18 protein-coding genes are annotated in these 25,773 nt (G+C 71.4%); 8 read left to right on the forward strand and 10 right to left on the reverse strand.

Going from position 1 to position 25,773, the window contains the following annotated elements; genetic code table 11:
* Window positions 1–22: 22 nt before the first annotated feature.
* Both ACWGST_RS07120 and ACWGST_RS07125 read right to left on the reverse strand, forming a co-directional pair.
* Window positions 23–2,935: a UPF0182 family membrane protein gene (locus ACWGST_RS07120; RefSeq protein WP_452045964.1), complete on the reverse strand. Its 2,913-nt coding sequence runs from the start codon at window positions 2,933–2,935 to the stop codon at window positions 23–25.
* Window positions 2,936–3,031: 96 nt separating this feature from the next.
* On the reverse strand, window positions 3,032–4,165 hold the full coding sequence (locus ACWGST_RS07125) for a YlbL family protein (protein WP_452045965.1): 1,134 nt from the start codon (window positions 4,163–4,165) through the stop codon (window positions 3,032–3,034).
* A 207-nt stretch (window positions 4,166–4,372) separates the two neighbouring features.
* Between ACWGST_RS07125 and ACWGST_RS07130 the strand changes: the two genes are divergently transcribed.
* On the forward strand, window positions 4,373–5,695 hold the full coding sequence (locus tag ACWGST_RS07130) for a zinc-dependent metalloprotease (protein ID WP_452046007.1): 1,323 nt from the start codon (window positions 4,373–4,375) through the stop codon (window positions 5,693–5,695).
* Between the two features lie 973 nt (window positions 5,696–6,668).
* Here ACWGST_RS07130 and ACWGST_RS07135 read toward each other — a convergent pair.
* Complete coding sequence (locus ACWGST_RS07135) at window positions 6,669–8,567, reverse strand: ATP-dependent helicase (RefSeq protein WP_452045966.1); 1,899 nt, start codon at window positions 8,565–8,567, stop codon at window positions 6,669–6,671.
* A complete protein-coding gene (gene nudC / locus ACWGST_RS07140; protein WP_452045967.1) occupies window positions 8,552–9,538 on the reverse strand; it encodes an NAD(+) diphosphatase in 987 nt (328 codons plus the stop codon). The genes ACWGST_RS07135 and nudC overlap by 16 nt, the downstream gene beginning before the upstream one ends.
* A 154-nt stretch (window positions 9,539–9,692) precedes the next feature.
* Between nudC and ACWGST_RS07145 the strand changes: the two genes are divergently transcribed.
* Window positions 9,693–11,039 (forward strand): phosphotransferase, encoded by a 1,347-nt coding sequence (locus tag ACWGST_RS07145; RefSeq protein WP_452045968.1) that lies wholly within the window; start codon window positions 9,693–9,695, stop codon window positions 11,037–11,039.
* On the opposite strand, the gene ACWGST_RS07150 is transcribed toward ACWGST_RS07145, so the two are convergent.
* Together ACWGST_RS07150 and ACWGST_RS07155 are read right to left on the reverse strand one after the other, a co-directional pair.
* On the reverse strand, window positions 10,961–14,269 hold the full coding sequence (locus ACWGST_RS07150) for a UvrD-helicase domain-containing protein (protein ID WP_452045969.1): 3,309 nt from the start codon (window positions 14,267–14,269) through the stop codon (window positions 10,961–10,963). The genes ACWGST_RS07145 and ACWGST_RS07150 overlap by 79 nt on opposite strands.
* A gap of 68 nt (window positions 14,270–14,337) precedes the next feature.
* Window positions 14,338–17,502, reverse strand: coding sequence for a PD-(D/E)XK nuclease family protein (locus ACWGST_RS07155; protein WP_452045970.1), 3,165 nt, complete (start codon window positions 17,500–17,502; stop codon window positions 14,338–14,340).
* A gap of 93 nt (window positions 17,503–17,595) precedes the next feature.
* Here ACWGST_RS07155 and ACWGST_RS07160 point away from each other — a divergent pair, with 93 nt between their 5' ends.
* Both ACWGST_RS07160 and ACWGST_RS07165 read left to right on the forward strand, forming a co-directional pair.
* Window positions 17,596–17,820 (forward strand): DUF3107 domain-containing protein, encoded by a 225-nt coding sequence (locus ACWGST_RS07160; protein WP_452045971.1) that lies wholly within the window; start codon window positions 17,596–17,598, stop codon window positions 17,818–17,820.
* 1 nt (window position 17,821) lies between these two features.
* On the forward strand, window positions 17,822–18,127 hold the full coding sequence (locus ACWGST_RS07165; protein WP_452045972.1) for a hypothetical protein: 306 nt from the start codon (window positions 17,822–17,824) through the stop codon (window positions 18,125–18,127).
* 51 nt (window positions 18,128–18,178) lie between these two features.
* Here the strand turns inward: ACWGST_RS07165 and ACWGST_RS07170 are convergent, their stop codons facing one another.
* Window positions 18,179–18,898 carry a ferritin-like fold-containing protein gene (locus tag ACWGST_RS07170; protein WP_452045973.1) on the reverse strand — a complete coding sequence of 240 codons (720 nt, stop codon included), beginning with the start codon at window positions 18,896–18,898 and terminating at the stop codon, window positions 18,179–18,181.
* A 143-nt stretch (window positions 18,899–19,041) separates the two neighbouring features.
* Here ACWGST_RS07170 and ACWGST_RS07175 point away from each other — a divergent pair, with 143 nt between their 5' ends.
* Window positions 19,042–20,649, forward strand: a complete 1,608-nt coding sequence (locus tag ACWGST_RS07175; protein ID WP_452045974.1) for a DEAD/DEAH box helicase — start codon at window positions 19,042–19,044, stop codon at window positions 20,647–20,649.
* 70 nt (window positions 20,650–20,719) lie between these two features.
* Here ACWGST_RS07175 and ACWGST_RS07180 read toward each other — a convergent pair whose 3' ends face one another.
* Window positions 20,720–21,196 (reverse strand): hypothetical protein, encoded by a 477-nt coding sequence (locus ACWGST_RS07180; protein ID WP_452045975.1) that lies wholly within the window; start codon window positions 21,194–21,196, stop codon window positions 20,720–20,722.
* Between the two features lie 68 nt (window positions 21,197–21,264).
* Here ACWGST_RS07180 and ACWGST_RS07185 point away from each other — a divergent pair, with 68 nt between their 5' ends.
* Window positions 21,265–21,771: a MarR family winged helix-turn-helix transcriptional regulator gene (locus ACWGST_RS07185; RefSeq protein ID WP_452045976.1), complete on the forward strand. Its 507-nt coding sequence runs from the start codon at window positions 21,265–21,267 to the stop codon at window positions 21,769–21,771.
* 43 nt (window positions 21,772–21,814) lie between these two features.
* Here ACWGST_RS07185 and ACWGST_RS07190 read toward each other — a convergent pair whose 3' ends face one another.
* Window positions 21,815–22,681, reverse strand: a complete 867-nt coding sequence (locus ACWGST_RS07190; RefSeq protein ID WP_452045977.1) for a PHP domain-containing protein — start codon at window positions 22,679–22,681, stop codon at window positions 21,815–21,817.
* A 93-nt stretch (window positions 22,682–22,774) separates the two neighbouring features.
* Between ACWGST_RS07190 and ACWGST_RS07195 the strand changes: the two genes are divergently transcribed.
* Both ACWGST_RS07195 and ACWGST_RS07200 read left to right on the forward strand, forming a co-directional pair.
* Complete coding sequence (locus ACWGST_RS07195; RefSeq protein ID WP_452045978.1) at window positions 22,775–23,794, forward strand: endonuclease/exonuclease/phosphatase family protein; 1,020 nt, start codon at window positions 22,775–22,777, stop codon at window positions 23,792–23,794.
* Between the two features lie 25 nt (window positions 23,795–23,819).
* Entirely contained in the window at window positions 23,820–25,385 is a 1,566-nt protein-coding gene (locus ACWGST_RS07200) for an aminopeptidase P family protein (RefSeq protein WP_452045979.1), read from the forward strand.
* Window positions 25,386–25,400: 15 nt separating this feature from the next.
* On the opposite strand, the gene ACWGST_RS07205 is transcribed toward ACWGST_RS07200, so the two are convergent.
* A complete protein-coding gene (locus tag ACWGST_RS07205) occupies window positions 25,401–25,754 on the reverse strand; it encodes a TIGR02611 family protein (protein WP_452045980.1) in 354 nt (117 codons plus the stop codon).
* Window positions 25,755–25,773 lie beyond the last annotated feature (19 nt).

Raw genomic sequence — 25,773 nt, forward strand, 5'->3', positions numbered from 1 at the left:
CCGTTGCTCCCGTCGCCAGCCGTCACTGGCCCTCGCTCGGCTTCGTGGCCTCGATGAGCTTCGCGATGATCTCGGCGAGCTGCGCATCCGCTGCACCGTAGGCGGCCCAGTCGCCCTCGGCGAGCGCGGCCTGCTTGTTCTTCAGCGCCTGCGAGGCCTGGTTGAGCAGCGCCTGCACCTCTTCGGTCGGCGTCGTAGGCGTCTGCCCGCCGTCGCCTCCGTCGGTCGGCGGCGGCGTTGCACCGGGATCGACCTCGTTGTCGCCGGCGTCGGCACCGGAGTCACCGCCGAAGAGCACGTCGAGCGCGAGGTCGAGCGTGTCCTGGAAGGCGATCTGGTCACCGAAGGCGACGAGCACCTTCTGCAGCAACGGGTAGCTCGTGCCGCCGGTCGACTTCACGTAGACGGGCTGCACGTAGAGCAGGCCGCCGCCGACGGGCACCGTGAGCAGGTTGCCGTTGATGACGTCGGACTGCCCCTGCTTCAGCAGGTTCAGCGATGCCGACACGGTGGGGTCGGAGTTGAACTTCGCCTGCACCTGACCGGGGCCCGGCACGTTGTCGTCTTCGGGCAGGGTGAGCAGCCTGAGCTTGCCGTAGCCGTCGGCCCGCTTGCCGTCGGTCGCACCGGCATCGGCGTCGACCGCGAGATAGCCGCGCAGCACGTTTCGGCTCTGCTCGCCCTTCGCCTCGGGGATGAACGTCGAGTAGAGCGAGTAGCTCGGGGCGTCTTGACCCGGCATCTGCATGGTCAGGTAGTACGGCGGCTGCAGCAGCGTGCTACCGGCGTCGGCCGTCGGATCCTTCGGGGTCGTCCACGCGTCTTCTCGCGAGTAGAAGGGGATCGCCTCGGTCACGTGATAGCGGCCGAGCACCTCGCGCTGCACCTTGAACAGGTCGGAGGGATAGCGCACGTGGCTCATCAGATCGCCCGACATCTTCGACATCGGTTCGATCGTGGTCGGGAACACCTTCTGCCAGGTCTGCAGGATCGGATCCTGGTCGTCCCACGCGTAGAGGGTCACGGTGCCGTCGTAGGCGTCGACCGTCGCCTTCACCGAGTTGCGGATGTAGTTGACCTCGTCGAAGGCGAGGGTCGACGCCGGGGTCTCACTGTCGGCGATCGCGTCGCTCATGCTGACCTTGTTGGAGTACGGGTACTGGTCTGAGAGCGTGTAGCCGTCGACGATCCAGACGATCTTGCCGTCGACGACCGAGGGGTAGGTGTCGGTGTCGAGCGTCAGGTAGGGGGCGACCTTCTGCACGCGCTCGACGGGGTCGCGGTCATAGAGGATCTGCGAGTCGGTGTTGACCTGGTCGGAGAGGAAGATCTGCTCGGACTGGAACTTCAACGCGTAGACGAGCTTCGTGAAGGCGTTGTCGAGCTTCGGCCCGCCGTCGCCGTCGAACGTCGTCTGCGTCTGGTCGGCGCCCTCGGTGCCCGACGGGTAGTCGAGCTCGATCGGCTTGGTGCCCTCCGGTCCGCCGACGATCGAGTACGCGGGCGATGACTCGCCGAAGTAGACGCGCTGCTGGAATTCGCCGAGCACGCCCGACGACGGGATGCCCGACTGCAGGAACACCGGCTGGCCGTCGACCGAACGCTGGTTGCCGGCGGCCGCGACGAGACCGTAGCCGTGGGTGTAGACGAGGTGCGAGTTGAACCAGGTCTCTGCGTCGCCGAGGCCCGAGAGGTTCACATCGCGCACAGCGACGATCGTGTCTTGCGAGGTGCCGTCGATCTGGTACCGGTCGACGTCGAGCGCCGAGGGGAACTGGTAGTACTGGCGGAACTGCTCGAGCTGCTGGAACGCCGGGCTGATCACGAGCGGGTCCATCAGGCGGATGCTCGCCGTCGTCGCAGCGTCTTCGCGCAGCGCACCGGGCTCGGCGTCGGTCTTCGCCTCGAACGGGATCTCTTCGACGTCGGCGACGCCGTACGCGTCACGCGTGAGGTCGATGTTGCGCTGGATGTAGGGCTCTTCGAGCGAACGGGCGCTCGGGTCGACCTGGAACCGCTGCACGACCCACGGATAGAGCGAGCCGATGAGCAGGCTCGACACCACGAGCAGCGCGGTGCCCACGAGCGGCAGGCGCCAGCGCCCGAGGATCGCGGTGATGAAGAAGAGCACGGCGACGACCGCTGCGATGGCCGAGAGGATGCCGAGGCCCGGAATCGTGGCGTTGACATCGGTGTAGGAGGCGCCCGTGATGAGCGAGCCGGTCTCGCTCACGGTCGCGTACTGGTCGAGCCAGATGCTGACGGCCTGCAGCAACAGGTAGATGCCGGCGGTCACCGCGATCTGGATGCGCGCCGATTTCGAGATGACGACCTCGCGGCCGCTCACCCGAAGAGCGCCGTAGAGGTAGTTCGTGGCGATGACGAGCAGCACCGAAAGCATCACGACGGCAGAAGCGAAGCCCACGACCGCGCGATAGAACGGCAGCTCGAACACGAAGAAGCCGATGTCGAAGCCGAACTGCGGGTCGGTGGAGCCGAACGGCGTGCGGTTCAGCCACGCGAGCGTGAGCTCCCAGCGGGTCGACGCCGAGACGCCCGCGAAGATACCGAGCACCACGGGGATGCCGTACATGGCGAGGCGGCGCAGCGGCTCGAAGACCTCTTGGTAGCGGTCGAGCTGCGAATTCAACTTCGCGTAGACGGGCCGCGAGCGATAGGCGATCTGGATCGATCCCCACACGGGCAGCGCCATGGCGACGAAGCCGATGAGGAAGAGCACGATGCGCGCGATCCACTCCGTCGTGAGCACCGAGAGGAAGCCGAGCTGGTCGTACCAGAGCACGTCGGCGTAGATGCTCGCGAAGGCGAAGAACGCGATGACGAGCACGGCGACGACGCCGATCGTGATCGCGATCGGGGCGCGCCGGCGCTGGATCCTCGGTTCTTGCGGCTGTGCTGACACTCTCGGCCTCATGTTCGGTCGGGATGGGATCGGGATTCCATCCTAGAGTCGCGTTCCTTTGAATCGCCTGTTCAGAATCGCCTGTTCACGCGGGGCAGAATCGCCTGTTCAGGCTGGACATGACGGGTACGACCCCGTCAGCTCGCCGTCGGCGACGTCTTCGACGATCTCGCGCGCCTGGTCGAGCGTCGACACCGCGAAGACGGTGACGCCGTCGGGCACGTTGCCGCTGACCTCGTCGCAGTTCGATTCAGGGGCGAGGAACCAGGCGGCCCCGGCGCGCTCGGCGCCCCAGAGCTTCTGACGGATGCCGCCGATCGGCCCGACATCCCCGGAGGAGTCGATCGTGCCCGTTCCTGCGAAGATCTCGCCCCCGGTCATGGCGCCGGGGGTGAGCTTGTCGACGATGCCGAGCGCGAACATCATGCCGGCGCTCGGGCCGCCGACGTTGTCGAGCTGCAGTTCGACGTCGATCGGGAACTCGTAGTGCATGCGCACGCCGACCCCGATCACGGCGATGCCGTCGCGCTCGATCGGCGTCACTTCGACCGTCAGGGGCTGCCCGTCGCGCACGATGTCGACCTGCGCCGAGGCATCCGCACCGTGTTCTCGCACCGCCGTCTGCAATTCGCGGATGGAATGCACCTCGGTGCCGTCGAACGAGACGATCACGTCGCCCTCTTCGAGGATGCCCTCGGCGGGCGAGCCCTCGAGCAGGGCAGCGACCGTCACCTCGCGGGGGAAGTCGTAGTCGAGCTCGACGAGCGCTGCGGCGATCGCGTCCTGCTGGGAGTCGACCATCGCGGCCTGGTTCTGCGCATCGCGGTCTTCGGTGCTCACGCCGGGAGGGAAGATCGCCTCGACGGGCATGACCGAGCGGGTGTCGTCGAACCAGGCGGCGAGCACCTCGAGCCAGCTCGGCGTCTGCCCGGGGCTGCCGACGACCGAGACCGTGAGCAGGTTGAGCTCGCCGTCGGTGGGGTAGGTCCGCTCGTCGGGGATCTCGATGAGCGGCACCTCTTCGTCGGAGCTGTTCTTCGCGCTGCCGAGGGTGTCGTAGACGGGCCCGGGCTGCTCGATCACATACGGCGTCGGCATGAACGCGAACACGATGCCGATCACGATCGCGATGCCGAGAGCCCATCCGCCGATGCGCTCGCGCAGGCGCCGACGCCCGGTCGTGGGGTCGGACCGCCAACGGGAATCCTCCGACAGCGGGGTCTCGTCGTCGAAGATGCTCAACCGTTGCCCTTTCCGGCGGTGTTCGAACGCGAATGCGGGCACTGTTCGCGAAGGGCGGACACCCGGAACGCCCAGCCTAGGCCATTTCCCAGACACTCTTCCGTGCCCCGGCGTTACGGTTGAACCAGACGCGACCAGGAGGTGGCCACTGTGGCCGATCGGCATGACGAGCAGGGCGACCGGAACCCCGAAGACGAGTTCCGCGAGATGCTGCGCGAGCTGCTCTCGGGCGCGGGCGGCATCGATCCGTCGAGTCTCGTCGGCGCCGCCGGGCTGCCGAACGACCCGGCGAGCCTCTCCGCGCTGTTCGCCCAGCTGCAGCAGGCGATGAACAAGGCCGACGACGGCATCGACTGGAACGTCGCCGTGAAGCAGGGCGAAGAGCGCGCCGCCGCCGGCCAGCTGCAGGTCTCCGACGACGAGCGCACCCGATTCGATCGGGCCTTCCAGGTCGCCTCGCTGTGGCTCGACGAGGCCGTCGCCTTCGGCGCCCTGCCGAGCGCGCCCGAACTCTTGACGCGGCGGGCCTGGGTCGCCGCGACGATGCCGATCTGGTCGCAATTGGCCGAGCCCGTCGCCCTCTCGATCTCCGATGCGCTCACCCGCGTCATGAGCGATCAGGCGCCCGAAGAGATGCGCTCGATGATCGAGGGCGCGAGCCGCATGATGCGCGGCATCGGCGGCGCCCTCTTCGCGATGCAGCTCGGGCAGGTCGTCGGCCAGCTCGCGACCGAGGTCGTCTCGGGCGGCGACGTCGGCATCCCGCTGCTCGACGACGGCCGTGCCGCGATCCTGCCGCAGAACGCCGCGGAGTTCGGCGCCGACCTCGACATCCCCGCCGATCAGGTCGAGCTCTACCTCGCCGTGCGCGAGCTCGCGCACGCGCGCCTGTTCCGACACGCCCGCTGGCTGCGACTGCACCTCATCACGGCGATCACGGCGTTCGCTCACGGCATCGACATCGACACCGAGCGACTCGAAGAACTCGCCGAGGGCTTCGACCCCACGAACACCGACGAGCTGCGCAACGCCGTCGTCAACGGCGCACTGATCCGCGCGAAGAGCGAATCGCAGCAGGCGGCGCTCGCCCGCCTCGAGACGATGCTCGCGCTCGTCGAGGGCTGGGTCGACGCCGCGACCGCCGACGCCACGACGCGGCTGCCGAAGTCGGGCGCTGTCGCAGAGACGATCCGGCGCCGTCGCGCAACGGGCGGGCCTGCGGAGTCGGCATTCGCGACCCTCGTCGGCCTCGAGCTGCGGCCGCGACGCCTTCGCGAGGCGACGGCCATGTGGCGCGCGGTCACCGACGCCGTCGGCGTCGAGGCGCGCGACGCGCTCTGGTCGCACCCCGACCTGCTGCCGACCGCCGAAGACCTCGACGACCCGACTGCGCTCATCGCCCGGCTGACCGGCGCAGAGACCGCCGAGGCCGACGACGAGTTCGACCAGGCGCTCGAGCAGCTGCTTCGCGGCGAGACGCCCGCGGCTCCGGGCGAGAACGGCGAACCCGGCGAGCCCCCGCCCGCCTGACCCGCCCGACCCCCTGCCCCGCCCGACCCCCTGACCCGCCCGACCCCCTGACCCGCCCGCCTGCCCACCGCGACACCGGCACCAACACGACTCACCCCTTCGCCGAACGGGCAGTTGATGCCGCCTCTACGCACCAGAGGCGGCATCTACTGTCCGTTCGCGGCACAGATCACGGGGCGCGGGGCGGCCTGTGGAGGGATTCTGCGGGGCCGGGCGCGTTTCGGGCATGCTCTCGGCATGTCACCGCGCATCGATCCGCTCTTGCCCTTCGTGTGGCGCTCCCCCACCGAGTTGCAGCTCGGAGCGACGCCCCGGGTCGTGCTGCGCGAGCCCGGCGAACTCGAAGACGCGATGCTCACCGCCCTCCGGCACGGCGCCTCCACCGCCACCCTGCACACGATCGGCCGCGCACTCGGCGGCAGCACCGCCGAGCTGCAGGCGTTGCTCGAACTCCTCGCGCCGGCGTTCGAAACGAGCGGCGAGAGAGATACGAGCAGAGTGGATGCCGCGGCATCCGCTCGCTCGCAGGGCCCCGTCGCGCTCGACGCACCGCGCGAGATCGGCGATCGACTGGCCGACCATCTCTCGGCGCTCGGCTACGCGACGGTGCTCGCCGCCGACGCCGAGCCCGACGAGATCTCGCTCGCCGTCATCGCGGCGCGCTGGGTCGTCTCGCCGGCCCGCCACCTGCCGTGGTTGCGGGCCGACGTGCCGCACCTCGCGATCGTGTTCGACGACGAGGGCACCCGCATCGGCCCGCTCGTCGAGCCGGGCGACGGCCCGTGCCTGCGCTGCCTCGAGCTGACCCGCCGCGACGGCGACCCCGCGTGGCCCGTGGTCGCCGCCCAACTGGCAAGCGGGCGTGCGGCGGCGAGCTGCACGCCGCGATCGGTGCACGACGCCGTGTCGCTCGCGACGTCACTCGTCGACGATCGGCTCGGGCTCGCGCACAACCCGTTGCGGGCCGCGTCGATCAGGCTCGGCCGGCCTGGCGAGTCCGCGCTGTCGACGCCGCACCGGCGGCACCCCGAGTGCGGGTGTCGAGCTCCTGCAGAAACCGCGAGGGCTCCCGCGCGCCTCGGTAGCCGCCGCCCTGACGCGGCCAGCTCAGTTCGAGACGACGCCGTGCCCGCGTGATGCCGACGTAGAGCAGTCGCCGCTCTTCGTCGATCGCATCGAACCCCTTCGCGTAGGCGATCGGCAGCATACCCTCGGTGAGTCCGACGATGAAGACCTGATCCCACTCGAGGCCCTTGGCCGAGTGCAGCGTCGCGAGCGTCACCGCCGCGACCGGGGGCTCGTGCTGCGCCTCGGCGCGAGCGCGCAGTTCGTCGGCGAAGGTGCGGAACGTCGTGCCGGGCGGCGCGTCGTCGACGAGCCTCGCGATGGCGTTCAGCGACTCCCAGCGGGCGCGCACGGCGCCGGGACCGTCGGGCGCCTGCGCGCTCCAGCCGAGGGCGCGCAGCACGTCGCTGACCGACTTGAAGAGCGGCTCGCCCGCGATCGTGAGGGCGGCGGCGCGCAGCGCGTGCACCGCCTCGCGCACCTCGGGTTGATCGAAGAAACGCGAGGCGCCGCGCACCCGCGACCCCACGCCGACCTCGTCGAGCGCGCGCTCGAGAATGGCGGACTGCGAGTTCACGCGCATGAGCACCGCGATCGACTCGGGTGGCGCGCCGGCGTCGATCGACGCGCGGATGCGGGTTGCGACGCCCCGCGCCTCGGCGAGGTCGTCGGCGTACTCGGTGATCGTCGGCTCGGTGCGTGCGGCACGATCGGTGCGTGCGGCACGATCGGTGCCCGCAGCGCGGTCGCCGCGAGCAGCACGCGCCGAGGTCGCGCGGCTGGGCTCGAGCCCCGACTCCGACATCGCCGCGGGGGGCGACGCGGGCGCCGAGGCATCCGCTTCGCCGTCGATCGCGACCGCCTCGAGCCGCAACGCGCCCGCCCGGCCGCGCATCAGCCGGTTGGCGGTGTCGACGATCTCGGGGCTCGAGCGGTAGTTGCGCTCGAGCCGCACGATCGTGGCGCCCTCGAACCGGCGCTCGAAGTCGAGCAGGTAGTCGGCGCTCGCGCCCGCGAACGAGTAGATCGTCTGGCTCGCATCACCGACGACGCACAGGTCGCGCCGCCCGCCGAGCCAGAGCTCGAGCAGCTGCTGCTGCGCGGGCGAGACGTCTTGGTATTCGTCGACGATGAAGTGGCGATAACTCTCGCGCACATGCATGGCGACGGATGCCTCGGACTCGATCATTCCCGCGGTCGCGAGCAGCACGTCCTCGAAGTCGAGCATGCGCCGCTCGTCTTTCAGCGACTCGTAGGCGTCGACGACGGCGAGGAACTGCTCGGGCGTCAGTTCGCCGGGGGCCCCGCGCGTCGCGAGCCGCGTCGCATACGTCTCGGGTCCGGCACCGGAGACCTTGCGCCACTCGATCTCGGCCGCGACGTCGCGCAGCGTCGCCGTGTCGACCCGAACTCGGGCGCGCTCGGCGGCCTGCCCGAGCAACCGGCCCTTGAATTCGAGCACGCGCGGGGCGCTGCCGCCGACGACGATCGGCCAGAAGTGGTTGAGCTGCGCGAGTGCCGCGGCGTGGAAGGTGCGCGCCTGCACCGCGCCCGCGCCGAGCGCCCGCAGCCGCGCCCGCAGTTCGGCCGCGGCACGCGAGGTGAAGGTGAGCGCCATCACCCGGGCCGGGTCGTAGGTGCCCGACGCGACCCCGTAGGCGATGCGGTGCGTGATCGCCCGGGTCTTGCCGGTGCCGGCACCCGCGAGCACGCACACCGGGCCGAGCAGCGCCTCGGCCGCGACGCGCTGTTCGTCGTCGAGCGCGTCGAGCAGCGGGTCGGATGCCTCGGTCACGATGTCGACCATGCGAGCCCCGTCTCATCGGGGTCGAGAGGGCCGCCGAACCAGCGCTCGAGCAGCCAGCGCGCGATCGAGGTGCCGCCCGGCAGGCCGACCTCGCCGTGCGCGGCGACGAGCTCGTCGCGAGAGAACCAGCGCAGTTCGAGGATCTCTTCACCGTCGGGCACGGCCGTGGCGGCGACCACGCCCGGCGCGATGCGGGCCGTGAAGCCGAGCATGAGGCTCGCGGGGAACGGCCACGGCTGCGACGCGACGTACTCGACCCGATCGACGGCGATGCCCGCCTCCTCGGCTATCTCGCGCACGACGGCGGCCTCGAGGGTCTCGCCGGGCTCCACGAATCCGGCCAGAAGCGAGTAGCGATGCTGCGCCCACAGTGCGTTCGAACCGAGCAGCACGCGATCGTCGTCGTCGGTGACGAGCACGATGACCGCCGGGTCGGTGCGCGGAAAATGCAGGCTGTCGTCGGCCGTGCAGCGCCGAGCCCACCCGGCCTGCACGACGACGGACTCGGCGCCGCACCGCGGGCAGTGCCCGTTTCGCTCGTGCCAGTTGGCGAGCGCGACCGCCTCGACGAGCAGGCTCGCATCGCGGTCGCCGAGCACTGCCGCGGCCTCGCGCAGCCCCTGCCACCTGGCCTCTTCGGGTTCGATGAGCGCCGCGGCATCCGCGTCGAAGACCCGCACCTCGAACCGTGAGCCGCCCTCGCGACCGAGGTAGCAGCGCAGCAGAGGCGGCGGCAGCGGCGACTGCGACTGCGACTGCGACTGCACCGTGCCCGGTGCCGGCCGCAGCAGTTGCAGCGCCGGCGCTGAGCCGTCGACCCGCTCGGCGAGCAGTGCGCGGCCGCGGTGCACCGCGATGACCCGGGTCGTCGGGTCGGCGTCGAGCGAGGCCTCGAGGCCGGGATCGGTGCGCGCCGCGGCATCCCGATCGATCGCCTGACGTGCGAAAGCCGGCGGTGTCGGATCGGTCACGTGCCACCTCTCGATGCCGGGGTCGGATGCCTTGGTCGAATGCCGGGTCGGACGCCTGGCCGACACCGGTCCGACGCCGGGCTCCGACGTCGGAGTCGGCCGGAACGCGTGGCGGTCGCCCCGAGCCGCGAGTTGCCTGCTTAGGCTGGGTGGCATGGCCAGACCTCCTCTCACTCTAGCCGCGTTGGCCACGGCGGCGGTGCCCGGACTCGAGGTGCGAGCCGTGCGCGTGCACAGCCGGAAGAGCCACGGCGCATTCGACGCGGTGCTGCTGCGGGCGAGCGACGATCGTCTGCTCGTGCTGCGGGTGCCGCGCTCGCAGGCCGCGGAATCCGAGCAGTCGGCCGACCTCGTCGCGCTTCGCGCGCTCACCCCCGGTATTCGCTCGCGTCTGCCGTTCGGCGTTCCCGAGCCGGTCGGTCAGGCTCCCGTCGACGGCACCCGCGCCGTCGTCACGACCTTCGTGCCGGGTGCGGTGCAGACCGCCGACGAACTCACTGCACACGACGGCATCGCGACCTCGGTCGGTCTCGCCCTCGCCGCGGTGCACGCACTGCCGACGGGCTTCATCGCCGACGCCGGTCTGCCGCGCCAGACCGCCGACGAGTCGCACGACGCCGTCGTCGAACTCATCGGCCGCACCGCAGACACCGGGCATCTGCCCGCCGCGCTGCTTCGACGCTGGGAGGAGGCGACCGACGACGCCGCACTCTGGCGGTTCCGGCCGACGGTCGTCAACGGCGCGCTGGCCGCCGACTCACTGCTCGTCGACGGCGACGCCGTCACGGGCGTCATCGGCTGGTCGGCGCTCGCGCAGGGCGACCCCGCTCTAGACCTGCACTGGCTGCTGACCTCGCGGGGCGCCGCCGCCGAGCGCGCGCTCGACGCGTACGTCGGTGCGCGCGAGGGCGGTGCCGACGCGCATCTGCCGCAGCGCGCGCTGCTCTACGGCGAGCTCGAACTCGCGAAGTGGCTGCTGCACGGCGTCGAGGCGCGCGACGAGGCGATCATCGCCGACGCCGTCGGATTGCTCGACGGTCTCGTCGAGAGCGTGCACGACCGGTCGAGCGAGCCGCTCTCGCCAGAGACCGGGCCGATTCTCACCGTCGGCGACGTCGAGAAGATGCTCGACGAGACGCCGCGTGAGGCGTTGACCCGCGAGGGCGGCCCCCGCGAGGGCGCGGCGAGCCTGCTCACCGACAGCTACGACTACTCAGAGCTCGAGCGACGCGAGGCCGGCGAGCGCGACGCCGTGCCCTTCGCCGCGACGGCGCCGATTCCGCTCGATCTGTCGGACTGGGGGGACGCGTCGCCCACGGGCGATGACGGGGCCGGGGCCGACGAGGCCGGGGCCGGCGAGGCCGGGGCCGACGAGCCCGGGGCCGACGAGCCCGGGGCCGGGGTCGGCACGGCCGCCGGCGGTCAGCGCAGCGCCTCCGCGGGCGCCGACGCGGACGCCGCGACCGACGCCCAGGCCCGGCGCAACGCCGCTTCGTCGTAGATCGCGTCGGGCCTGATCACCCGATCGTCTTCGACGAAGTAAAACACGGCGTCGATCGCCTCGGGATCGACGCCCGCCCAGTTCGCGTACGCGAGCCGGTAGAGCGCGAGCTGCGTCTGCTTCAGCTCGAGGTCGTGCGCGTCACGCGGCGCCTTGCCCGTCTTCCAGTCGACGACCTGGTGACGGATGCCGCGGCGCCCGAGTTCGCTCGACGGTTCGACGTCGTACACCGCATCGAGTTTGCAGACGAAGACGTTGTCGCCGATCGGCAGGTGCAGCTCGATCTCGACGGCCGAGGGCTTGCGACCGCCCCACTCCGACGCCTCGAAGGTGGTCTGCAGCTGCCGCAGGCGTTCGGCGGTGGGGTCGGCGATGCGCTCGTCGCGCGGGATGTCGAGCTCGGCGTACACCTCCAGACCGTCGAGCGCGTCGATGGCGCCGGCTTCGACCTCGCCGGTCGAGCGCTGCTCGACCCACTGGTGGAAGAGCGTGCCGATGCGGGTCGCCCGGTACGGCCGCTGCGGCATCGGCCGGCTCAGCTGCGCGGCGACCGCAGCGGGGTCGTCGACGTAGTCCTTGAACCGCGACGCGGGCACGCGCACGGGCACCTCTGCCGCGGCCGGCCCTTCGGCGCGTCGGCGGCGCTCCTCGAGCAGCAGGCGAATGCGGTCGGCGAGCACCGGGCCGATGCCCTCGCCGCTCGGTCGCGCGGCCGCGGCACGTACGGCCTCGGCCGCTGCGACGACGGCCTGCCGGCGAATGCCGAGCGGGTCGAGCGGCCAGCGCACCCGCTCGGTCGATCCGGCTCGCGGGTTCTCGTCGGAATCGGGCGCCCCGGGCAGCACACCGGGTTCGATCACCCCGGCCGTCACGAGCTCTCGAAGGAACGGGCTCGGCTTGCGCGGCGCCTTCTGGCTCGCCCACCACGACCCGGTGAGCAGCAGGTCGCTGCGAGTGCGGGTGAGCGCCACGTAGGCGAGGCGCCGCTCTTCCTCGGCATGGCGCTGCTTGTTCTCGTCGGCGAAGTCGCCGACCGCACGGTCGAAGTCGGCCTGGCTCGCCACGCCGCGCCACTGCAGCTCGGGCAGCTCGTCGGCATCGCCCTTGAACTCGTTGGGCAGCTCGCCGAACGAGAGCCAGCCCTTCGACGAACGCGGCTTCGACGGCAACTCGTCGTCGACCATGCGCGGGATGGCCACGACGTCCCACTCGAGACCCTTCGAGCCGTGGATCGAGAGCACCTGCACGGCACCGGGCTCGGGCTCGTCTTGACGCGGGGCGAGCCGGTCGCGCTGCTCGGCCTCGGTGAGCCAGCCGAGGAACGCACCGAGGGTGGCGTGCTCGGAGACCTCGGCGAAGCCCGCGAGCAGTTCGTCGAACGCTTCGAGGCTCGGCGCCCCGAGCGGCTGCGCAGAGTTCGCGGCGACCTCGATGTCGAGCAGCAGCTCTTGCTGCACCAGGCTGACGAAGTCGATGAGACCGAGCCCGGCCCGACGGCGGAGCGACTGCAACTGCGCCCCGGCACGCCGCATGCGGACGAGGCCGACCTCGCTGAACGCGGCGAGCGCCGAGTGCGAGTCGGGGGCGACGAGCAGGAAGTCGAGGGCGTCGACGATCGAGGGCGACTCGTCGGGGGCGATCGACGCGCGAAGCCCCGCTCGCACCTCGTCGCCGAGACGCCGCGTCGACACGTCGCGATCGGCGAGCCACTTCGCGAGCGAGTGCAGTGCGGCGAGGTCGGCCGGGCCGATGCGCCAGCGGGCGCCCCCGAGCACGCGCACGAGCTCCGACCCCGCCGTGGGGTCGTTCAGCACCCGCAGCACGCACACGAGGTCGGCGATCACCGGTTGGTCGAGCAGGCCCGCCATTCCGAGCACGTGCACCGGAACACCTCGAGCGCGGAGCGCCGCGGTGAAGATGCCGACGTTCGCGAAGGTGCGGCAGAGCAGCGCGCCGCTTCGGGCGCCCGATTCGGCCGCCGCGTCCCGCCCCGCGCGGCCGAGGCGCTCGGCGAACCAGGAGGCCACGAGCTCGGCCTCCTGCTCGATCGTCTCGGCCCACCCGGCTTCGAGGCGGCCCGGCTGCGCGAACGGGGATGCCCCGAGCGGCGCCTTCGGAATGCCGGCATCGAGCGGAAGGATCAACGTGTTCGCCGCCTCGAGCACGATCTTCGGGTTGCGCCAGCTGGTGGAGAGGTCGTAGACGGCGGCACCGCGATCGTCGCCGTCATCGCCCTGTGCGAAGTCGCGGCTGAAACGTGCGAGATTGGCGGCACTCGCGCCGCGCCATCCGTAGATCGACTGGTCTGGGTCGCCGACCGCCATGACCGACTGCTCGCCGAACAGCGTCGAGAGCAACCGTGTCTGCACGACGCTCGTGTCTTGGTATTCGTCGAGCAGCACGGTGCGGTAGCGCTCGCGGTGCCCGGCGACGACCTCGGGGTGCCGCTCGCAGATCGCGAGGGCGAGGGCGACCTGGTCTGAGAACTCGACGAAGCCCTGCTGCTGTTTCGCCGCGGCGTACGCGTCGGCGAGTTCGAGCAGGGGCGGCAGCGCGCCGACGACTCCGAGCGCAGCGACGAACGAATCGAAGTCGGTGCGCTTGCGCGGCGCCTCGATGGGCAACCCCTCCATGGCGAGGAAATCGCGGGTCATCGCACGCACATCGCGGCTGTCGGCAACGTTCTCGGCGAGCGCGCGGCTGAGCGAGAGCACCGCACCGGTCACCTTGTCGAGCGAGGCGTCGAGCTCGACGAGCCGCGGATCGGCCGAGGCGGCGACGACCGAGCGGGCGAGCTGCCAAGCGGATGCCTCGCCGAGCACCGCCGCGTCGGGCTCACGCCCGATGAGCATCGCGTGCTCACGGTAGATCGCACTCGCGAAGGCGTTGTACGTGCCGACCGACGCCGACTCGAGCGGGTCGAGCGAGACGTCGGCGATGCCGAGCGACACGAGCTGCGCGATGCGCTCGCGGATGCGCTCGGCGAGTTCGCCCGCGGCCTTGCGGGTGAAGGTGAGCCCGAGCACCTCGGGCACCGCCACATGCCCGTTCGCGAGCAGCCAGACCACGCGGTTCGCCATCGTCTCGGTCTTGCCGCTGCCCGCGCCGGCGACAACGATGCTCTGGCCGCCCGGGTCGGCCTCGATCACGGCCCGCTGCTCGGCGGTCGGGGCATGCAGGCCGAGCCGGGCGGCGATCTCCGCGGCGGCGATGCCCGTGTCTGCGCTCATGCCCGTGCCTGCGCTCATGCTCGTCACCGCCCTCTCACCCGTACCCGCGCTCACGACCTCATCCGCACTCACGCCGATACCGCCGGCACGAGGTGCACCCGGTATTGCCAGCCGCCGAATCTCGAACGGTAGCCGAGCTCGGCCGGGCCGTCGAACTCGCTGCCCGACATGGTGCGCGCGACGGCGTCGAGTCGCTCGCGGAACTCCGCCTCGGCCTCGTCGTCGAACGGTTGCTGCGCCTTCTCGGTGTAGGCGTTGCCGCGAGTGGGCTTGGCGAGGTAGACGAGCTTCGCGCCGCCGAGCGTGCCGCCGCTCGGCACCTCGCCCGCCCGCGCTGCGAGCTGGTATGCCGCGAGCTGCGGGTGCACGGCGGTCTCGGCCGCTGTCGGCGGGGTGCGCCCGGTCTTCAGATCGACGATGACCGTGGTGCCGTCGGCCGAGGCCTCGACGCGGTCGATCGTGCCCGAGATGCGAACCCGGTCGACGATGAGCGTGAAGCGACCCTCTGCGCCGAGCAGCACCTTGCCGTCGTCGACGAAGTTCGCGAGGTAGTCGGATGCCCCTTCGGTCATGCGTCGCGCGCCCCGACGCTCGCGCTCGGCCACCCAGCCCGCTTCGAACCGCAGCTCGCGCCAGCGCGCTTCGACGGCAGCCCACAGCGTCTCGATGCTCGTGTCGCCGTCGTCGCGGGCTCCGGCCTCTTCGACGACGGCGTGCACGATCGTGCCGATCGAGGCGGCGAGCCCCGACGGCGGCGAGGCGACGTGGTCGATGAACCAGCCGAGCGGCGACTCCTCGGCCCGATCGATCTGCGAGGGCGACACCGAGACGAGCGTCTCGGGGTCGCCCTCGAGATCGACGAGGGGCGCGGTGGTCGACAGCTCGGCGAGCCCGTACCACTCGTCGGGGTGGGCTCCGGGCACGCCTTGCTCGGCGAGCAGGGCGAGGGCCGCAGGAGCCTCGCCGCCGATGCGGCCGCCCACTCGGCCGCCGACACCGAGGCCGTCGCGGAGACTCGTCGCCTCCTCGCGCAGGGCGCCCACGAGCCCGCGCAGGTGCAGCGGGCGACGGCGTGCGGTCTTGATCCGCTCGATCGCGTAGCCCATGAGCATCGACGGCTGCTCGTCGTCGTTGGCGGTGCAACTGAGCACGAGCTGCCGGCTCGCCCGGGAGGCGGCGAGCACGAACAGCCGCAGCTCGTCGCCGCGCACCGAGGCGCGCGCTTCGGCGACCGTCTCGGGTGCCGGAAGCGGCGCGCCCGATCGAGCCGCGGCGACGACGTGGGGCAGGAGCGCGGCGTGCAGCAGGGTGCCGCGCGGCCTGAGGTTCGGCCAGACGCCGTCTTGCAGGCCCGCGATCACGACGACCTCGAACTCACGGCCGATGACGGCGGGCGGCGTGGTCACGACGACCGTCTCGGCCGAGCGCTGCGGCGCGAGCGAGTCTTCGGGCAACTCGCTCGCGAGCACCTCGTCGACGAAACGCACGGGCGGCGCTTCGGGCTCGCGCTCGACGAAGCGCTGCGCCGCCGCGAAGAGCGCGACGGCTGCGTCGAGGGCACGGTTGGCCTCTTCGGCCAGCACTCCCGTGCCGGCCGCCTGCGCCGCCCACTCGGTCGCGAGCCCGCTGCCCTCCCAGATCGACCAGAGCACCTCTTCGACGGTGCCGCCGCCCCGGGCGACGCCGCGCGCCGTCGCGATCAGCTTCGCGAGCCGCCCGGCCCGGCGCGCCGGCGCCGCGTCGATCGTCTCGAACCCGCCGGGCGCCCCAAGCGCCTCGACGAGCAGTTCGTCGGCCGTGCGGGAGCCGTCGTTCGCGAGCTCTTCGTGCCGCAGCGCGAGCCGAAGCCGGCGCAGCCCCACGCTGTCGAGCCGGCCGATCGGCCCCGTGAGCACCGTGACGGCGAGCTCTGGTGTGAGCGGTTCGCGGTCGAGCACGAGCGATGCGGCAGCGAGCAGCGCCGCCGCGGCGGGGGCGTCGCGCAGCGCGGTGCGTGCGGCGTTGCCCGCGGTCGGCACGTCGGCGAGCGCGAGCCCGCGCTCGAAGGCGGGCACGTCGCCGCCCGAGCGCAGCACGACCGCCATCGACGACCACGGCACGCCGTCGAGCAGATGCCGTTCGCGCAGCACGGCTGCGACGGCCTGGCACTCGGCGGCGTGCGAGGGCGCCTCGATGCCGAGCACCGCGGCGAGCGGCTCGACCTCGGCGCCGGCCGGCGTCTCGCGCACGGCAGACCGGTGCGTGCCGCCGAGGGCGGTGCCGATGTGGGCGCTGACCGACTGCACGATCGCGCGCAGTTCGGGCCGGCCCCGGTGCACGACGGGCAACTCGACGCGCTGCACGGCGCCAGCACCCACGGCACCACCGGCGCCGAGCACCGCCCCGAGCGAGCCGAGCAGTTCCGCCCGCCCGCCGCGGAACCCGTTCGACGCGACATCGGGGTCGCCGAGCGCGACGACCGCGACCCCGCGCGCCGCGAACGCCCCGAGCAGGGCCGCGGTCGCCTCGGTGGCCTCTTGCGCGTCGTCGACGACGATGAGCCGCACACGCGCGAGCGTTCCGAGCGCGGTCTCGGCCGCGACATCCACCGTGCTGCTGCGCACGATCGCCGCAGCGAACGCGCCGAGCTCTGACGAGTCGTATTGATCGGGGCGCAGTTGCGCCTTCACCTCGTCGTACTCCGCGAGGAACGCGGCCGCCGCGACCCATTCGGCGCGGCCGCTGCGTTCGCCGAGCGCGGCGAGCGTCGGCGCGTCGACCCCGTGCTCGACGGCGCGCATGAGCAGGTCGCGCAGTTCTGAGCGGAACCCGCGCAGCACCCGCACCTCTGGCGTGAGCGGGTCGGGCCAGACCGGCCCGAAACCGTCGCGGATGCCGCCCTCGAGCAGCTCGCCGATGATCTGGTCGTGCTCGGCACCGGTCAGAAGCGTCACCGGCGCCCCCGTGTACGCGCGCACGAGCTGGAACGCGAGCGAGTTCGCCGTGCGCGCGAGCGGCCCCCGGGTCGTGACGCCGAGGCGCACGGCGAGTCGGTCGCGCAGTGCGGTCGCCTCGACCCGGGTCGCCGAGAGCACGAGCACCTCGTCGGTGGCGAGGCCGAGCCGTTCGACCCGGTCGGCGACGAGCTCGATCGCGAGGGTCGTCTTGCCGCTGCCGGGAGCACCGAAGACGGCCGCGTGCACGTCGACCGCGAGGCTCGGCACACGGGTGTCGGATGTCGCGGTCGGCTGCATGCCCGCAACGTTAACGGGTTCCGCCGACAGTGAACCTGCAGCGGCCCGGTGAGCCGGTGTCATAGTGTTGCCTCAACAGTAGAAAGGCGCCCCGTGGACGTTCGCATCGGCATTCAGAACTCTCCCCGCGAGCTCTCGTTCGAGACTTCGCAGTCAGCCGCAGAGGTCGAGCAGGCGGTCGCCGCAGCACTCGCCGGCCAGTCGGCCGTGCTGACCCTCACCGACGACAAGGGCACCCGCTACGTCGTGCCCGCATCCGCCCTCGCCTACGTCGAGATCGGTTCCGAAGAGGCACGTCGCATCGGGTTCGTCGCCTGACATGGAACTCATCTTCATCGTCGTCGGCGGTGCCATCCTGGGCCTCGCAGCGCAGTTCGTCGTGCCGCGCCGTCACCTTCGCGGGGTGACCGTCGGCCCGGCGATCGGCACCGCCGTCGCCGCGGTCGTGTGGGTCGGGCTGACCTGGCTCGGCTGGCCATGGGACGGCGGCTGGATCTGGGTCGTCTCGCTCGTCGCCTCGGCCCTCGTGCCGGCACTGGTCCTGTACCTCATCTCACCCCGACGTGAGCGAGCGGATGACGCGGCGTTCGAGCGGCTCTCACGCCCGGGTGTCGTGCGCGCCTGACGCACAGACGGCCCGACGCACATACGGCCCGCGCGCAGCACGCCGGTTCGCTCAGGCCGTGAGCCCGAGCGCGTCCATGCGCCGCGTGTGCGCCGCGATGAGTTCGGTGAAGACCGGCTCGACGTCGGCGCCGCGGTCGCGGCTGTCTGACGCGCGCAGCGCCGACCTGGCGATGAGCAGCGTGTCGCCGACGAGGCTGCGCCCCCACAGGGCGAGCCGGTCTGAGAGGCCTGGTTCGGCCTCGGCCTCGATCGCGGCGAAGAGCTCGTCGTGCAGCACTGTGCCCCACTCCTCTTCGTCGAGGATGGTGCGCACGCGCGCGGCGAGGTCGCCGGGCAGCCCCTCGGCGAGGCGCGAGAAGTAGTCGTCGAGCATGCCCGAGGTGACGTGGATGCCGAGCAGCAGCTCGTACCAGTCGGCGCCGGCGCTCGCCTGACGGAAACGGTCGGCCGCCGGCGCGAAGGGCGCCATCACGTCGTCGGGCTCGACGCCGAACTTGCGGATCTCGGCGGTGAGCGCATGGTGCTGCTTCAGGGCGATGCCCGCCGCACGGCTCAGCCCGGCCTTCGACGACAAGGTCGGCGCGGTCGCGACGGCCCGAGCGAGGGACTCGAAGAACTCGAGCTGGATGTAGGCGGCCTGCCCGAGGAACGGCACCGGCTCGGGCACGAGCTCGGTGAAGTCGACCTTCGTGAGGTCGGTCGGCGCCACCCGCGGCCGCAACCGCGGCAGCTCGGGGCGCGCGCCGCGCCGCTTCGACCAGATCACCACAGCAGACAGCTTACCGAGGCGTTCAGGCAGTCTCGGATAAGGTAGAGGGTGCATGCGGGCGATGGATCCGCAGCCGTGCGCCTGGGGTTGAGAACGGGGCGCGCATCCGACCGCCACCTCGAGCAACACGAACAGGCAGACTTTTGACCACTTTCACCGACCTCGGCATCGCGTCCGACATCGTCGACGCCCTCGCCGGGAAGGGCATCATCGATGCCTTCCCCATCCAGGAGCAGACCATCCCCCTCGCCCTCTCGGGCCAGGACATCATCGGGCAGGCCAAGACCGGCACGGGCAAGACCTTCGGGTTCGGCCTGCCCATCATCCAGCGACTCGGCGACGACCCCGAGGGCGGCGTCAAGGCGCTCGTCGTCGTGCCGACCCGCGAACTCTGCGTGCAGGTCACCGAAGACCTCGAGCTCGCGGCATCCAATCGCCCGACCAAGATCGTGTCGATCTACGGCGGCAAGGCGTACGAAGGCCAGATCGAGCAGCTCAAGGCCGGCGCGCAGATCGTCGTCGGCACCCCGGGGCGCCTCCTCGACCTCGCGTCGCAGCGCCTGCTCTCGCTGAAGAACGTTCAGGAGATGGTGCTCGACGAGGCCGACAAGATGCTCGACCTCGGCTTCCTCGCCGACATCGAGAAGCTCATGGCGCAGACGCCGGCGACCCGCCACACGATGCTGTTCTCGGCCACCATGCCGGGCCCGATCGTGGCACTCGCGCGCCGCTTCATGGTGCGCCCGATCCACATCCGCGCGACCGACCCCGACGAGGGCCTCACGCAGGCGAACATCAAGCACCTCGTCTACCGGGCGCACTCGCTCGACAAAGACGAGGTCATCTCGCGCATCCTCCAGGCCGAGGGTCGCGGCAAGACCGTCATCTTCACCCGCACGAAGCGTGCAGCGGCCAAGCTCGTCGAGGAGCTCAACGACCGCGGCTTCAACGCCGCTGCCGTGCACGGCGACCTCAACCAAGATCAGCGCGAGCGCGCCATGGCCGCTTTCAAGGCCGGCAAGAAGGACGTGCTCATCGCCACGGATGTCGCAGCTCGCGGCATCGACGTCGACGACGTGACGCATGTCATCAACCACACCATCCCCGACGACGACAAGGCGTACCTGCACCGCGTGGGCCGCACCGGCCGCGCCGGCAAGACCGGCATCGCCGTGACGTTCGTCGACTGGGACGACCTGCACAAGTGGGCGCTCATCAACCGCGCCCTCGAGTTCGGCCAGCCCGAGCCGACCGAGACGTACTCGTCGAGCCCGCACCTCTTCAGCGACCTCGACATCCCCGCCGGCACCAAGGGTCGTCTCAAGCCGTCGTCCGCGGTGGCGGCGCCGACGCGCTCGGCCACGGCCGGTCGCAGCGAGGGCGGTCGTTCGGGTGGTCGCGGTGAGGGCCGCTCAGGCGGTCGTTCAGAGGGCGGTTCTGAGCGAGTGGATGCCTCCGCTGAGCGCGCCCCCCGCACCCGCAGCCGCAACCGCACGCGCGGCGGCAAGCCGGCCGGCGAGACCGCGGGTGCTGTCTCCGAGCAGACGTCGGCCGGAGCCGGGCCGGTGTCCGGTTCTGCGCCGACCGAGTCCGCTGCGGCTCACGCCGCCACCGCCGACGTCGCCGTCAAAGAGCCCGGCACGGGCACGCACGACGGCAAGGGCCACGAGCACCACGACGGCAACGTCGCTCCCCCGCGTCGCCGCCGTCGTCGCGGCCCGCGCACCGGCGGTGCCGCGCCGCAGGTCTAACCCCAGCAGCGACGTTTCAGCGCCCGCTCGGCTTCGGCCGGGCGGGCGCTGTGCGTTTCGGTCGGACGGCTCACGACGCCGGTGCCGACACCGGCGATTCGGTTCGTGCACGGTCGTCGGCCGTGCGCCGGTCGGTCGTGGCGGCAGGGGCGACCGGCTGGTACCGCAACGCCCACGCGGCCAGGCCTGCAGCGAAGAGGATCGTGATCACCGCGAGCGGCACGTGCAGAGCGGTCAGCGAACGGAACCCGGCGAACGCCAGCAACGACATGAGCGCAAGCAATCCGGTCGTCGCCCAGATCGGCCAGCGCGGCGCCCGGCCGAGCCGGCGCGCGAGGATCGCGGCGACGATGCTGACCATCACCGCGATGCCCGCCACGGTGGCCATCTCGCGATGCCATGCGAAGGCCGACGACTGCCCGCCCATGAACAGGCCGGCGAGCACCGCCTGCCCGAACATGAGGAGTGCGGTCACCGTCAGCGCGATCCGCAGGAACCGCAGCGGCCACCGGCGCGCATCGCGGGCCGTTTCACTGATCGAGGACATGATCGGAGCCTAGCCAATAGATCCAAATGGATCAATTGCAATTGGATCGAATTTGAGAGAATCGATCAATGAGCGATGACGGCGGGCAGGTCTCGATCGAGGTGGGGCTGCTGCTCCACCAGGTCTATGCACTGGCGACGCAACGGCTGAACGACGCATTGCGGCCGATGAACCTGGCGAGTCGGCATGTCACGGTCATGTTCCTAATCCGAGATGGCGTGCAGACCCAACGCGACCTCGTTGCGCGGCTGAACACCGATAAGACCGGCATGGTGCGTGTGATCGACGACCTCGAGCGGCTCGGCTACGTCACGCGAACACCCTCGATGCTCGACCGCAGGGTGACGATCCTCGCCCTCACGAGCGACGGCGGCGCGGCCCTGCGGCAAGCGCAGCAGCACACCAAGCGCGTCTCAGCGGAGCTCTTCCACGCCGTGAGCCCTGATGAACTTGTCACGCTGAAGTCGATCCTGCAGCGCACGCTCGCCCCGAGCCCCGCCACGTCGCGCCACGCCACAACTTCGGAGCTCGACCCCGAATCGGAGCGTTCCACTCGATCGGGGCCGAAATTGTGACGATCCCCGAAATTGTGGCGGCCGTCAGGCGGAGCCTCGGCCGCTACGGCAGCACCGGCGCCGATCCGCGCCCCTCGGCGATGATCGCCTCGACGACGTCGGGCGCGGTGCGGCACTCGCCCAGCCGGTTCGGCTTGCCCGTGCCGTGGTAGTCGCTCGATCCGGTGACTCGCAGCCCGAATCGCGCTGCGAGTTCGCGAAGGCGCGGCTTCGCGGCGTCCTGGTTCTCGGGGTGGTCGATCTCGAGCCCGAACAGGCCGGCCTCGACGAGCTGCTCGAGTCGAGCAGGCGGGATGACCTGCTCGGCGCCGCGCGTGCCGGGATGCGCGAGCACGGGCACGCCGCCGGCCGCGCGGATGAGTCGCACACCGATGAGCGGGTCGGGAGCGTAGTGCGGCTGCGCGTAGCCGGCGCGCGGGTGCAGGATGCCGTCGAACGCCGCGGAGCGCGTGGCGGCGTGACCGCGCGCGACGAGCGCATCGGCGATGTGCGGGCGCCCGATCGTCGTGCCTTCGACGGTCTGCTCGAGCACGTCGTCCCACGTGAGGGCGTAGTCGCGGCCGATGCGCCGCACGATGGCCTCGGCACGGGTGAGCCGCGATTCGCGGATGCGGGCGGTCTCTGCGACGAGCGCCTCGTCGAACGGGTCGATGAGGTAGCCGAGCAGGTGCACGCTCGTGTACCCCTCGCGGGTCGAGAGCTCCATGCCGGGGATGAGCGCGACACCTGTCTCGGGCACGGCCGCGGCGGCCTCGGCCCATCCGCTCGTGGTGTCGTGGTCGGTGAGGGCGACGCCCCAGAGGTCGGCGCGTGCCGCCTGTCGCATGAGCTCCACGGGAGCCTCGGTGCCGTCGGAGACCGTCGAGTGCGTGTGCAGGTCGGCTTCGCCCGCGACGGTGGCTGGTGGCATCCCGCAATGTTATCCGTCGGGTCTGCTCTCCGACGACTCCGCTCTCGGACGCCTCTGGGGCGCCCATCAGGCCGGCTCGCCTAGGGTTGGTGGATGCTCCCCCGCATCCTCGGCTGGGCCGTCGCGCTCGGCACCGCCGCCGTCGCGCTCGTGCTCGTGTGGCCGCAGGCGTTCGGCCTGCAGAACCAGTGGGTGGCCGCGCACGTCGTCGCCCTGCGCGGCACAGCGGCCGCAGGCGGGGCCGTGGCCGTCGTCGCGTTTCTGCTGCTCGCGCTCGCGCGGCCGGTGCGCGTCTTCGCCTTCGCGATGGCCGCCGTGTTCGCGCTCTTCGCCGCGGGCAACGTCGCCGTGCTGACCGCCCGCGGCTTCGGCGGGTCGACCGCCGAGACGGGCCCCGACACCGTCACGGTGCTCTCGTGGAACACGCTCGGCGAGGTCCCCGAGACATCCACCATCGCCGATCTCGCGATCGAGCGCGGCGCCGACATCGTCGTGCTGCCCGAGACCACCGAGCCCCTCGGCGAAGAGGTCGCGGTCGCGATGCGCGAGGGCGGCAGCCCGATGTGGGTGCACACCGCCGCCTACGACGACGTGGCGAAGGCCCGATCGACGACCATCCTGATCAGCCCCGACCTCGGCGACTACGACGTGATCACGCCCGAGGTGCCCGGCCCACCCGGCAACACGAACACGGTGCCGAGCGTCGTGGCCGACCCCTCCGACGGCGTCGGGCCGCGCATCGTCGCCGTGCATGCCGTCGCACCCATCCGCTGGGAACTGCGCAACTGGCGCAGCGACCTCGACTGGCTCGCCGAGCAGTGCGCCGGCGACGACGTCATCATGGCCGGCGACTTCAACGCCACGGTCGATCACTTCGCCGGTCGCGGCATCGAGGGTGGCGATATGGGGCGGTGCGCGGATGCCGCGGCGCACGCCGATGCCGCAGGCCTCGGCACCTGGCCGACCGACGTGGCGCCGTTCCTCGGCAGTCCGATCGACCACGTGATGGCGACCCCGAACTGGGAGGTCGCGGCGTTCGAGGTGCTCGAAGGGTACGACGACGCCGGCAGCGACCACCGGCCGATCGTCTCGACGCTCGTCGCAGCGGGCTGACAGCAGGCGGTGCGAGAATGGGGGCATGGCCAACACGAGCGACACCTCCACGACCGAGACGGCGGCTCCCGCCACGAGCGACGAGAGCGGCCGCAACGCGAACCGTTCGACGACCCCCGGCTCAGAGGGCTTCAAGAACTTCATCGGCAGCGGCTGGGCCCAGCGCGACGAGACGCTGCCACCGGCGCGCGAGCAGGCGTCATTCGCCGCCGCACGCCGCGCGAAGGTCTCCGCGGCGTTCACGGGCCAGCGCCTCATCGTGCCCGCGGGCGACATGAAGCAGCGCGCCAACGACACCGACTACCCGTTCCGCGCGCACTCGGCGTTCGCGCACCTGACCGGTTGGGGCTCCGACTCCGAACCCGGCGCCGTGCTCGTCTTCGAGCCGACGACCGACGGCCACGCCGCGACCGTGTACTTCCGCGAGCGCGCCGGCCGCGACTCCGAGGAGTTCTACGCGAACGCCGCGATCGGCGAGTTCTGGATCGGACCGCGCCCGTCGCTTGCGCACGTCGCCGCCGACCTCGACCTCGCAACCCGTGGGCTCGAGGAGTTCGACCGGGTCGTCGACGCCGTCGACACGGCGACCCTCGTGCTGCGCGAGGCCGATGCATCCGTCACCGAGCGCGTCGACCACGCGCGCATCCGCTTCGCCGCCGAGCAGGCCTTGTCGACGAACGCGTCCGACGCCCCGTTCTCGCTCGAGGTGGGCGGCTCGCACGAGCCCGACGCCGAGCTCGCCCGCGTGCTCTCCGAAATGCGTCTCGTGAAGGATGCGTTCGAGATCGCCGAGCTGCGCGCCGCGATCGACGCGACGCAGCGCGGCTTCACCGAGGTCATCGGCGAACTGCCCCGCATCACCGCCGAGGTGCGCGGCGAACGCGTCATCGAGGGCGTGTTCGCGACCCGCGCCCGGCTCGACGGCAACGACGTCGGCTACGACTCGATCGCCGCCGCCGGCCCGCACGCCACGATCCTGCACTGGACCCGCAACGACGGCCCCGTCGTGCCCGGCGACCTCGTGCTGCTCGACGCCGGCGTCGAGATGGACAGCTACTACACCGCCGACATCACCCGCACGTTCCCGGTGAACGGCACGTTCTCCGAGGTGCAGCGCACGATCTACGAGGCCGTGCGCGAGGCCGCCGACGCCGCATTCGCGATCGTGAAGCCCGGCATCGTCTTCCGCGAGGTGCACGCTGCCGCGATGCAGGTCATCGCGCGCAAGACCGCGGAGTGGGGCTTCCTGCCGGTCTCCGCCGAAGAGTCGCTCGAGCCCGACAACCAGTTCCACCGCCGCTACATGGTGCACGGCACGAGCCACCACCTCGGCCTCGACGTGCACGACTGCGCGCAGGCGCGACGCGAGATGTACATGGACGGCGTGCTCGAGGCGGGCATGGTCTTCACGATCGAGCCGGGCCTCTACTTCCAGCCCGACGACCTCACCGTTCCCGTGGAGTTCCGCGGCATCGGGGTGCGCATCGAAGACGACATCCTCGTCACCGAGGACGGTGCCGAGAACCTCTCCGCCGGCATCCCGCGCACGGCCGACGAGGTCGAGGCCTGGGTGCAGGGCGGCACTCGGTAGCGACCGACCGGGAGGTCAGGCCGTCGACTTCGAGAGTCGGCGCGTCTGCCACCACGCCCAGAAGCGCGCGAGCTGGCGCTTGACGAACGCGGCGACGCGCTTCGCCCAAACGAACTCGGTGCCGAGGATGGCCAGGCCGAGGAACACGACGAGCCAGCCCGGCCCCGGCAGCGGCACGAGCAGCAGGCCGACGGTGGTGATCAGACCGCCGAGCACGGCGACGGCGGTGCGATAGGCGCGGCGCAGACCGGGCCTGCGTTCGATGCGGCGGCGGATGCCGCGGAGCAGGCGCATGATCGGCCGATCAGTTCGCTCGCCCTCGGCGATCTCCGCTGCGATCTCACGCTCGAGCTCATGCTGCGTCATCATTCGGTCACGATATATCGCG

Source organism: Agromyces sp. NPDC055520, from assembly GCF_053619715.1.